Raw genomic sequence first — 11,477 nt, forward strand, 5'->3', positions numbered from 1 at the left:
GCTCACCAGCGTCACCGACCCGAGGCGCAACACCACCAGCTACGGCGTCGACGGCCTGGGCAACCCGGTCAATGTCGTCAGCCCCGACACCGGCACCACGACCATCACCAAGGTCGATGCCGCCGGCAACGTCACCGAGCTGACGAATTCGCGCGGGCAGAAGATCTTCTACGCCTACGACGCCTTGAACCGCCCCACCACCATCACCTGGCCGGGCGGCGCCAAGACGGTGTATGGCTACGACGCCTACAGCACCACGGCCGGGGCCGAGAACTACGGCCGCGGCCAGCTCACCAGCCTCACCGAACTGAACGCCAGCGCCGTGCAGACCAGCCGCCTGGAGTTCGCGTATGACCCCCAGGGCCGGCTGCTGCGACGCTGCCAGCTCTGGGGCGCGGCCACCACCTGCACCGCCGCCGATACCCTGAGCTACCGCTGGGGCAGCGGCGGCACCCAAGCCGGCCGGCTGCTGGGGCTGACCTATCCCTCGGGCCGCCAGGTCGACTACCAGTACGACGCCCAGGGCCGCATCAACGGCATCACCACCTCCGACCCCGGCAGCAGCACGCCCAAGGCGGTGGTCAGCAGCGTCGAGTACCAGACGCTCGATGTCGGTAGCTACGCCGTCAAGAGCTTTACCTTCGGCAACGGCAGCACGGCCCCGGTGCAGCGTTACAGCCGGAGTTTTGACATCGACGGGCGGATTACGGGTTTTACCCTCGGCCAGGGCGCCACGGGCGTCAGCGCCGAGCAGGCGCAGTACACCCTGCAATACGACCCGGCCAGCCGCATCACCGAGATCCGCACCGGCCCGGCCGCCACACCGACCAAGGTGACCTACGGCTATGACAATCTGGACCGGTTGACCCAGGCGGTGCTGCCCACCGCCACCTACAGCTATACACCTACGACCTCAACGGCAACCGCACCCAGCGCATCTTGAGCGGCGCCGGCGCCACCACCACCACCTACACCTACCCGGCCACCAGCAACCGGCTGCAGAGCGTGCAGCAGGACAGCCAAGCCGCGCAGCCGATCACGACGGATGCCACCGGCAACATCACCGTCGATCCGGCCAACCCCGTGGGCACCATCAACTACGCCTACACCACCGGCGAGGGGCTGGTGGTGACCGGGCGCATGAATGTGAGCTATGGGCCAATGGCGCGCCACGTCTACAGCCACAACGGGCTGGGCCAGCGTATTCGCAAGGCCGGCTCGACGCTGACCTCCGGCACGGTGACCTACAGCCCGCCGGCGTATGTCGGCTCCAGCGATACCTACTTCCACTATGACGAAACCGGGCAGTTGATCGCCGAGCGCGATGCCAACCACCTGGTCAAACGCGAGTACATCTGGCTGTACGACATGCCGGTAGCCGTAATCACCGGAGCGACGCCGACCCAGCCGGTGCGAATGGCAGGCACCACGCCGAACTTGCCGCAAGTCCGCTACGTCCACACCGACCACCTCAACACGCCGCGGCTGATCACCGACACGACGGGCGCCAAGCGCTGGGAGTGGGCAGTTCTGAGCGAACCCTTCGGGATGGCGGCGGCCAACGGGTCACCGCAGGGCCAAGCTGCAGCTCAGCGGCTCGACTTCCACCTGAGGTTCCCGGGGCAGTACTTCGACGTGGAGACCTCGACAGCGTATAACTACTTCCGGGCCTACAACTCGCACACCGGGAGGTATGCCCAAAGTGACCCTATTGGATTGGCAGGTGGGATCAATACCTATGCGTACGTCGGCGGAAACCCTGTCACTGACGTGGATCCAGACGGTTTGTCGCCGGCAGCAGCCCCTACCGTACCGCGGCCTATGCCGCTGCCGATACCAAATATCCCGAATCCAGCATGGATTCTCCCGCTACTACTCACAGGAGATACGTCGAATTCTGATTCCAGACGATGCGTATGCAATGGACAGTGGGTGTACAGAGGCGATCGCCCATCTAGGCCGCCAAACCTCGTATTCTCTGGTGGATTTCGCCCGAAAGGCACCAATTTGGATCTCCTCGCGCACGCAAGAGGCGCTCCCGATAGCGGCTATGTCGCCACTTCTAGAAGTTACAGCATCGCTCATGCCTTTGCGGGAAAGAATGGCTACGTGTACACGATATGCATTAGAAACGGAGTTGACGTCAACGGCGTACTTGGCAATAGATCTCCTTATCCTGAGCAACAGGAAATTGCTGTTCCTGGCGGAATCTCCGGCTCCCAAGTGATGTGGGCAGCATCAAAAGCAACCAGCGCCATCGAGAAAAATCCGAACTGCGAGTGCGGAAACTAATTTTTTGGAGTTGTCATGACCGAATTTCAGCAGGACGTTCCATTGCTATATCCGAACGGGACACAGGTCGCCGCAAAAATTACCGTCTCGGAGAATGAAGTCCGCGATGGAATTGAATTGCACCTCCGGTCTGAGCAAGGGCTTCAGGTAAGTGCGTTCTCCGAACGCAGTGTGTTTGACGCCACAAGAAAAATTCGGCTGCAGCTCGAGCAGAACAATATTCTGTTGTTTTGCTTCGCGGCGGATGAAACCGTGTATCCGTCGCCTATGCAGGAAAGCATGGGGCTCAACTGCTTGGCATATCGCCATCGGTTGGGTAATCAAGCGCTGTCGAGCGACATCGTGAACATCTTTGACTCAGAGCCATCGATCCAACCAGTCTCAGTTGAGAGGCAAGAGCAATTTCACCAGCGTTGGCTCGATAGCCTTTAGCGACCAACGGCGGCGCCGACCCGCCTTTAAAACTATTGTGTTTCGCATTTCCCGACGCTCGAAGATGGAGCGAGGAAACACTCTGGTTTTGCGGAAACTGCTTCGCAGCGACCGGGCCTGCTCGGGAGGCCCAGTTACACCGCCGAATTTACATTCCAGGCACTGCTTCGTGGACTGACAAGCTTCGTGCTGCCCGGTAGTCCGGGCACCTCATCGTGTTCTGGTTGAGTATTTCCCCGACAGTGTTTCGGTGAAAGCCCATGATCTTGCAGGCCTTGGCCAGGTTGCCGAGCTCGTCCGCCAGCTGCAGCACTTGGCCGACAGCAGAGTGGCGTGGGCGTGTTGCCTTGCGTCAGCAGAACCCTCACAACCGACACAGACCCAACATGCCGCGCCGCGACGGCCCCTGATTGACCTGAAGAACATCAAGGAGAGAGACCCATCATGCGGAATCGAGATTCGTCCGGTCTTATTTGTCTGATCGTTCAGGGCGCACTGGGCCCCGCATCGATATTTTTCCACCTCCAGGACGAACGGGGGAAACCATGCATTTCCCAGGATTACCGACAGGAGTAGTTGCCTTCCATGATTACCAATTTTAGACTGTGTTCGGATGAAGAGATGGCTTTGGCGGGACTTCTAAAGCGACCTTGTCGCTCGGTTTTTGCCACAGGAGACATCTGGGCCGAACTCTATTCCGATGACCAAACATTCATCCTGAATCACGGCATTCACGTTCGAAACGACTCTTCGGCTGCGTTCTTGTGCGTCGGTCATGAAGAATGTGAGGGTGACCGAGAATTGTTCAGACTTGCCGCATATAGTCGCGACGATTACCCTTCGGCTTTTGATGAGGGGGCCGTTGCAGCGGCTAGAACCAAGCTCCCCGGAATTGCCGCTTCTGTATTTGAAGGACAGGTATCTGCTTGGTTAGTTTCAATTCAGGAACACGAAGCGGACAAGGGGAATCTCTCCTTATCAGTCATAGATGCAGCTCTTCTTCTCAAGGCGAAAGACGGGGCTCAGGCCTTGCTGTCCGTCCACAAAATGCCTTTTCACCTGTCCCTTACAACGCATCCAGAACGTATTAATAATTATTTATCTCGCGGCCACGCGATAAGAAACATCAGCTAAGGTAGCGCGGGCGTTTATTTGTTGGACGAGCCGCGAGATAGTAAATAATCGTGTTGCCGACGTAGAGCGTAGCCAAGGTGAGCCTAAATGGCCTCAGCTGAACCCGCCCGCGAACCGCCACATTCACGCCGGCCACCTCAACACGCCGCGGCTGGTTATGGACACGGCAGGAGCGAAGCGCTGGGAGTGGGCGGTCCTCAGCGAGCCCTTCGGGATTGCGGCGGCCAACGGGGCGCCGCAAGGACAGGCCGCAGCGCAACGGCGGGACTTCCACCTCAGCTTCCCGGGGCAGTACTTCGACGTGGAGACCCAAGGGTCGCCGGATTTTTCCGAGCAGGTCACGGGTTGCTGTCGGTGCGCGGCGCAGGGGCCGCTGTGGTGCGCGGCTCAGGCTCTGCGGTTGGGGTTGTGTCGGTCTCGCCTGGTGTGGGCTCGGAAGCCGCCGTCTGGGGGGCGTCGTTGTGCTCGGCCGTAGCCTCCGCTTGCCACTGCGCTTAGGCGGCAGCGCCCTCCTGCTCCGGCTCGGCGTCGTTGACCGCAGGCTAGGTGGCTTCGGCGGCCATCGGGGCCGGCAGCTCGCGGCCGAGCGCTTCGTATCCGGCCTCGCCCACCAGGTGGTGCTCGCCGTCCAGCGCGATCAGCGAGCGGTTCAGCAGGCCCTGCAGCACCTTGGCGCTGGCGGGGAACCACTCCGTGCGGCCTTCGCTGTCGTCGAAGACGTCTTCGAGGACATGGCGTTGGGTGTCGGTAAGGCTGTTGTGACTCATGGTGTTTCTCCGTTGAGGGGTTTGTCGGGTGGCGAGATGAACGCTCCGCGCGCGAGAAAGCCAAGTCCTCCTTGCCGACTTTCGGCAGCTGTCGCGCGTCTGCGACGGGTTGCCTGTTGCCAGCTCCAGGCCGTGCTAAGTGCTCGCATTGGACCCACCCAGCGATACCTCACATAAGCACCAGGCACCGATGCCACCGAAGGCAAGGTTGTCCGTCCAGGGGCATCCAAAGCCCTGCCCTGCACAGCGAGGCACGAGGGCAGCAGAAAGGCCGAGCTGCCTCCGGCGACGGAACTCGAGTCCGCCTCGCTCGGCTAGCACCGAATTGCCGCCGCCACCAGCCTCTCCCCCGCAGTCAAGGGGGAGCTGGAATACATGTCGTTGTGACTTCTTCTTACTTTGCCTATGCTGCCGACGCTGCTTGCCCCGGCACACGACAACAAGATGGACAGGGGTAGGAGGGAACCATGCAAAAAGCTGGTCCACTGCAAGGCTTGGCTCAGCCCGACACGAGCCACACCGACTACTGCTACGACTTGTGTAGCACCTTGCCGCTGTCAAAGATCGCCTGGGCAACCCATTGCGGATACGCTGGACAACACCGGCAACTGCACTAAGGAAGAAGTCAGGGCCCGGAACGGCGTGCTGATGCGCAACATGACCGTGCCTATGACGGGCTGGGCCGGCTGCAATCCACCATCGGTACGCTCAAGCGAGGCAGCGCCCTCGCTTTCCCCCTCAGAACGACTAACAACCCGTCCCTCAGAAGAGGACTCTGTGACGAATACCCGCACATCGCGGCTACGCGCCCGCCGCGCCCTGTCTATCGCGTTGATGGCCGCCTACTTGATGCCCGCTACTGCTCAGGAGTTGAACGGCTATTGGCACCGAAGACATGATCTTTGGCAGCCGTCCTTGCCAAACACGGGGGCACAGCCGGATGAAGATCCACTTGCCGTCTGCCAGCAACAAACAGGGTCAGAGATCTGGGGCTACAACCCTCCTCCATCGAACAGCGCATGCGATCCGGTGCAGCATGTAAAGGAGTCTTACACTTGCTCAGCTCCTAACGGCTATCCGCTCCGAGGAAGCGTGTCTCGGAGTTACGTCTGCTGCCCTAATGGAACGCGGTGGGAGCCGGACCTATTTGCCTGTGTTGACGTCATCTCCTACTACAAGCCGCCGCCCCCGAGGTGCGACAGCGCAGGTAACCCTATCTACCCGACCAGCGGCGCCAAGCGAGAGGAAGTGCGGACGGGGATCGTGCTGGGTCGTGACGAGCTGGCTCTGACGTACGAAACGACGTGGCAGGTGCGGGCAGTAGACCCTTACACACCTCCGGCGGAAGGCCGGGAAGCGGCCAGCTTCGGCAAGCTGTGGTTCAGCAGTTTTCATCGACGTGTCCGGGGGCTCGGATCGGCCGTGGGGCTAACGGCTTTCCGCGGCGACGGGCGAAGGGTGAGCTTTCGGAGCACGGGAACCAGCAAGTACGCCAGTGATACTGAGACGTCCGACCGGCTCCGACTCGCGTCGGTGGGTTATCACTACATCGATGCCCTGCGACGCACGATCGAGACGTACCAGACCTCGACTGGTGCACTGCAGCGGCTCGACTACGCCGCCGGCGGCGGGCTCACCTTCACGCAAAGCACGGAAGACACACCCGCCGAGATCGCGCCCGGTCCAGGATATGTTATTGAAGTTCGTGATGCCTTCGGACGCAACGTTCGGTTCGAGTACCAAACCGTAAATGCAGCCGCCCGAGTTAGTACCATCGTCGATCCGGCTGGCCAAAGAGTACACGCACGTTACGACGACACCGGCAACCTTGCTGCCATCGACTGGCCCGATGGCTCGTCCCGGAGCTTCCTCTACGAGCGGATCGATTTGCCGTGGGCATTGACAGGCGTCGTCGACGAAAGCAGCAAGCGCTATTCTTGGTTTGAATACGACACGGATGGCCGAGCAATCGCGACGCGCAAGGCGGGCGAGGTTGACTCATACAGCGTTCGCTACGCGACACCTCCCTCTCTCGTGGTCGCGGACACTTACCTGGCGTCGTTCAAGCGCTACAAACGCGAGTACTCATGGCGTGCGCCTTCAGGTGTGGTTCTGACGACCCCCAGTGGTGATCGTCATCTCGAGACCGAGCTGGTCGCTGGTACGCCGCGCATCACCCGCCGCAGTCAGCCGGCGGGCGCGGGCTGCGAGGCATCCACGAGCGAAGCTCGTTATGACGTACAGGGAAACGTAGTCAGCCGGGACGACTTTAACGGCACACGCGCCTGTTACGGACATGATCTGAGCCGGAATCTCGAAACGGTGCGCGTGGAGGGACTGTCCAATACAGCGGCCTGCGGCACCTACACGGCACCCGCGGCTGCCCTCCCCTCCGAGGCTCGCAAGGTGAGCACTCAGTGGCATCCCGACTGGAGCCTGCCCACCCGGGTGGCCGGGCCGCGACGCGTTGTGACGACGGTCTATAACGGCCAGCCGGATCCTTTTGCCAGTAGCGCCAGCGCTAGCTGCGCGCCTGCCGATGCCAAGCTGCCGGACGGCAAGCCTATTGCGGTGGTCTGCAAGCGGGTCGAACAGGCCACGACCGATACCGACGGCTCCAAGGGCTTCTCCGCGACGCTGCCCACCGGGGTCGCCGCCCAACAGTGGAGCTACACCTACAACCAGTACGGCCAGGTGTTGACCGAAGATGGACCGCGCACGGACGTCGCGGACGTCACCCGCTACGACTACTACCTGGACACCACCGCCGACTGGACCAAGGGTGACCTCAAGCAGGTCACCAACCCCGCCGGCCAGGTGACCCGCTTCACCAAGTACAACCCTCATGGCCATGCACTGCAGCACATTGACGCCAACGGCGTTGTGACCTCGTACACCTACGACCTGCGCCAGCGACTCAAGACCATGACCGTCGGGACTGAATTGACCCAGTACGACTACCACCCCACCGGCCTGCTGCAGCGCGTGACGCAGCCCAACACCAGCTACATCGAGTACCTGTACGACGATGCGCACCGCCTGACCGGCCTCAAGGACGGCCTGGGCAACTCGGTGACCTACACGCTGGACAACGCCGGCAATCGGACCAAGGAAGAGATCAAGGACCCCAACGGCGTGCTGATGCGCAACATGACCCGGGCCTATGACGCCCTGGGCCGCCTGAAAACCGCGACGGGGACTCTGCAGTGAGTCGGTGTTTTCCCTTGTACCTCATCCCCCAAGGCAACCGCACCAGATCATCGATCCGCGGTTTGCATGACCTGTGTCTGGGCGCGCAGAGCGATGGGCAGCGCGCCAAGGCCGGATGCTGTTTGCAAGCGCGCTGCGCCAGCGAGGGCTCAAGAGCGCGAACAGGAAGACGTGACAAAAGGGAGTTTTCATGAAACAGAATTTCCTGCCTCGAATGGCGGGCCTGGCATACCCGCCCCTGGGCAGCTCAGCGTACGGGAGCTGGCCCGTCGTTCCTGGGTTCATTGCACTTTGCCTCAGCCTGCCAGCGTTTGCGGGCCCGGAGCAGTGCATGCAGGACGCGCCAGATGGACTCAGGATCTGCACTGCACCGCGGATCTCGCCACTGACATATTCGAAATGCTCGACCACCTCTCGCACCGACGCGCTTGCCATGGAGCAGGCCTGTGGCGAAGCCATCCTCGGCACGTCAACGACGATTGAAAGCGAAGCGAAGCTGACGCAGTTGCTAGGCTGCCTCTTGGCTGTGGGGCCGCAGAATCCTCCCCAAAATGTCGATCTCTCATGGGAGCCGGTCGGAGCCACCGTTTCCAGCTACAACTGCGGTAACCGGAAGGTGATTCAGAAATACGGTGGGGTCGAGCTGCGCGGGCATGACGTGGTGGACGGCTATCAATACGGGGGCCTGTTCGCCTACCGTGGCCGGACTGTCTCCTGCCCACCCGGGTACTTCACCGGCCCAAAGGATGCCGACGGATACCCTGAGTATTGCTATCGAACGCCTAAAGCGTCCTGTTCACCAAATGGGGGGCCGACCACCGTCGGTAACCCCGTTGGTATTGCAAATGGCGAGAAGGAGTTGAGCGTCACCGATTTGCCGCGCCTCGGTGTTTCGCCGCTGCAGTTCACCCTACGCTACAGCAGCTACGGTTGGTACCGTGCACCGCGACAGGCCTACGAGGTAGTTACCGGGTTTGGCGACCTATGGCGCCATAACTATGACCGTCGCGTCTACGCTGAGAACTCTCCGCACTTGCTGGCAGCCGCGGTCCGGGGAGACGGCACCGTCAAACATTTCCGATCCACCGGGCGCGAGGTGCTCGACCTCGGCGGGCCGCAGGACCAGCTCATCAAAACGTCGGACGGCTGGCGCTACATCAGCAGCGGTACCCAAGAGATGGAGACGTACGACGCCCAGGGTCGGTTGACCTCTATCCATGCCGCCGATGGCGCAAGTCAAACCCTGCGCTATAGCACCGGGCAGACAGCGGAAGCACCCAAGGCCGGCCTGCTGCTGAGTGTCACAGACACCCATGGCAGGGCACTGACCTTCACCTACAACAGCCGGGGACAACTGGCCACGATGAGGATTGCGGGAAGCGCACCCTATGAATACACCTTCGATGGCAATGAGATGTTGGCCACCGTTCGATACCCGGATGGTGCTTCCCGGCAGTATCTGCATGGCGAAGAACCGTACGGTTTTGCCAGCGGCGGTGGGCCATATGGCTTGACCGGCATCATCGACGAAGGTGGCAAACGTTATGCAACTTACGGCTATCGCCAAAGCTATTGGGGCACCGCTGATATCACCGAACATGCGGGGGGCGCCGGTTACCACGCACGCAAGGACAGTGGCGACACCATCAGCATCCTGGGTCCGCTCGGCTCAACCCGCGTCTACCAGACAGCCGTTGTGGCCGGCGTGCGTCGAGTGGTGAAGCAGTCGCAGCCTGCCGGAGCCGGGTGCGGCGCCTCAAGCCAATCGGTGGAGCATGATGAATTGGGGCATGTCGTAAGGCGAGACGACTTTACGGGCAAGCGCTCTTGCTACGCCAACGATACCGTTCGAGGTCTGGTGACACAGCATGTCTCAGGCCTGAGCATGTCCATCATTGCAGTAGTGTGAACTCGACAGGTGCCACGCTACCGAGCGAGTCCCGCAAAGTCTCTACGCAGTGGCACCCGGATTGGCCATTGGAGGTTCGCGTCGCGGAACCCCGACGGTTGCTCACCACGGTTTACAACGGCCAGCCTGATCCCTTCAACGGCAACATGATCGCCCGTTGTGCGCCCGCAGACGCCAAGCTGCCCGACGGCAAGCCCATCGCCGTGGTCTGCCAACGTGTTGAGCAGGCCACGACCGATGTGGACGGTTCCAAGGGCTTTTCAGGGGCACTGGCCACCGGCATTGCATCGCGCCAATGGAGCTACACCTACAACCAGTTCGGCCAGGTACTCACGGAAGACGGCCCCCGCACTGACGCGACGGACGTGACCCGCTACGAGTACTACCCCGATACGACCGCCGACTGGACCAAGGGCGACCTCAAGCAGGTCACCAACCCCGCCGGCCAGGTGATGCGATTCACCAGGTACAGCCCGCAGGGACAGGTGCTGCAGCAGGTCGACGCCAACGATGTGGTGACGACCTACACCTATGACCCGCGCCACCGCCTGAAGACCGTGACGGTGGGCACCGAGCTGACCAAGTACGACTACTACCCGACCGGCCTGCTGCAGCGCGTGACCCAGCCCGACTTGAGCTACATCGAGTACAGCTATGACGATGCGCATCGCCTGACCGGCCTCAAGGACGGCCTGGGCAACTCGGTGAGCTACACGTTGGACAAGGCCGGCAACAGGACGCAGGAAGAGATCAAAGATCCCAATGGCGTGCTGATGCGCAACATGACCCGGGCCTATGACGCGCTGGGCCGCCTGAAAACCGTCACTGGAGGGCTGCAATGAGTCGCCGCCCTGCCCTTGCCACAGACCACAACAACAATCACCCCTCGGGAGTGGACCTCATGAGTGATCCCCGCCTGCCGCGCCGGCTGGCCCAACGCGCCCTGGTGACCACCCTCGTGGCCCTTCAGGTGCTGCCGCTGTCCGCCCGGGCGCAGACGCCGCCCACCCAGACCACCACCACCCACTACGAATACGACGCCGAAGGCAACCGCACCAAGATCACCGACCCGCGCTCGCAGGTCACCACCCAGAGCTACGACAGCCTCTACCGCCTCAAGCAGCAGGTGCTGCCGGTGCCCGCCACCGGCGCCGGCACCCCGGTCATCGACTACAGCTACGACAAACGCGACCAGCTCACCAGCGTCACCGACCCGAGGCGCAACACCACCAGCTACGGCGTCGACGGCCTGGGCAACCCGGTCAACGTCGTCAGCCCCGACACCGGCACCACGACCATCACCAAGGTCGATGCTGCCGGCAACGTCACCGAGCTGACGAATTCGCGCGGGCAGAAGATCTTCTACGCCTACGACGCCTTGAACCGCCCCACCACCATCACCTGGCCCGGCGGCGCCAAGACAGTTCACGGCTACGACGCCTACAGCACCACGGCCGGGGCCGAGAACTACGGCCGCGGCCAGCTCACCAGCCTCACCGAACTGAACGCCAGCGCCGTGCAGACCAGCCGGCTGGAGTTCGCGTATGACCCCCAGGGCCGGCTGCTGCGGCGCTGCCAGCTCTGGGGCGCGGCCACCACCGTGCACCGCCGCTGACACCCTGAGCTACCGTTGGGGTAGCAGCGGCACGCAAGCTGGCCGGCTGTTGGGGCTGACCTATCCCTCGGGCCGTCAGGTCGACTACCAGTACGACGCCCAGGGCCGCATCAGCGGC

8 protein-coding genes and 1 pseudogene are annotated in these 11,477 nt (G+C 62.1%); 8 read left to right on the plus strand and 1 reads right to left on the minus strand.

The genetic code is table 11. The features are described 5' to 3' along the window. The 4 genes and pseudogenes from OOT46_RS30245 to OOT46_RS30260 all read left to right on the plus strand — a co-directional run. Positions 1 to 943 (plus strand): annotated as a pseudogene (locus tag OOT46_RS30245) (hypothetical protein); the annotation flags it as partial. Further along, a complete protein-coding gene (locus tag OOT46_RS30250) occupies positions 940 to 2,292 on the plus strand; it encodes an RHS repeat-associated core domain-containing protein (RefSeq protein WP_265407339.1) in 1,353 nt (450 codons plus the stop codon). The pseudogene OOT46_RS30245 and the gene OOT46_RS30250, both read left to right, overlap by 4 nt. A 15-nt stretch (positions 2,293 to 2,307) precedes the next feature. Beyond that, on the plus strand, positions 2,308 to 2,724 hold the full coding sequence (locus tag OOT46_RS30255) for a hypothetical protein (protein WP_265407340.1): 417 nt from the start codon (positions 2,308 to 2,310) through the stop codon (positions 2,722 to 2,724). A 585-nt stretch (positions 2,725 to 3,309) separates the two neighbouring features. Beyond that, complete coding sequence (locus OOT46_RS30260; protein WP_265407341.1) at positions 3,310 to 3,858, plus strand: hypothetical protein; 549 nt, start codon at positions 3,310 to 3,312, stop codon at positions 3,856 to 3,858. A 542-nt stretch (positions 3,859 to 4,400) separates the two neighbouring features. Here OOT46_RS30260 and OOT46_RS30265 read toward each other — a convergent pair. Next, positions 4,401 to 4,625: a hypothetical protein gene (locus tag OOT46_RS30265; RefSeq protein WP_265407342.1), complete on the minus strand. Its 225-nt coding sequence runs from the start codon at positions 4,623 to 4,625 to the stop codon at positions 4,401 to 4,403. A 1,263-nt stretch (positions 4,626 to 5,888) separates the two neighbouring features. Between OOT46_RS30265 and OOT46_RS30270 the strand changes: the two genes are divergently transcribed. From OOT46_RS30270 to OOT46_RS30285, 4 genes are all read left to right on the plus strand, one after another. Then, positions 5,889 to 7,835 carry a hypothetical protein gene (locus tag OOT46_RS30270; RefSeq protein WP_265407343.1) on the plus strand — a complete coding sequence of 649 codons (1,947 nt, stop codon included), beginning with the start codon at positions 5,889 to 5,891 and terminating at the stop codon, positions 7,833 to 7,835. A gap of 190 nt (positions 7,836 to 8,025) precedes the next feature. Then, positions 8,026 to 9,744 (plus strand): DUF6531 domain-containing protein, encoded by a 1,719-nt coding sequence (locus OOT46_RS30275; RefSeq protein ID WP_265407344.1) that lies wholly within the window; start codon positions 8,026 to 8,028, stop codon positions 9,742 to 9,744. Between the two features lie 98 nt (positions 9,745 to 9,842). Further along, complete coding sequence (locus OOT46_RS30280) at positions 9,843 to 10,586, plus strand: hypothetical protein (RefSeq protein WP_265407345.1); 744 nt, start codon at positions 9,843 to 9,845, stop codon at positions 10,584 to 10,586. A gap of 59 nt (positions 10,587 to 10,645) precedes the next feature. Beyond that, positions 10,646 to 11,359, plus strand: coding sequence for a hypothetical protein (locus OOT46_RS30285; RefSeq protein ID WP_265407346.1), 714 nt, complete (start codon positions 10,646 to 10,648; stop codon positions 11,357 to 11,359). Positions 11,360 to 11,477 lie beyond the last annotated feature (118 nt).

This window comes from Aquabacterium sp. A7-Y, assembly GCF_026153205.1.
In the GTDB taxonomy this organism is placed as follows: Bacteria; Pseudomonadota; Gammaproteobacteria; order Burkholderiales; family Burkholderiaceae_C; genus Caldimonas.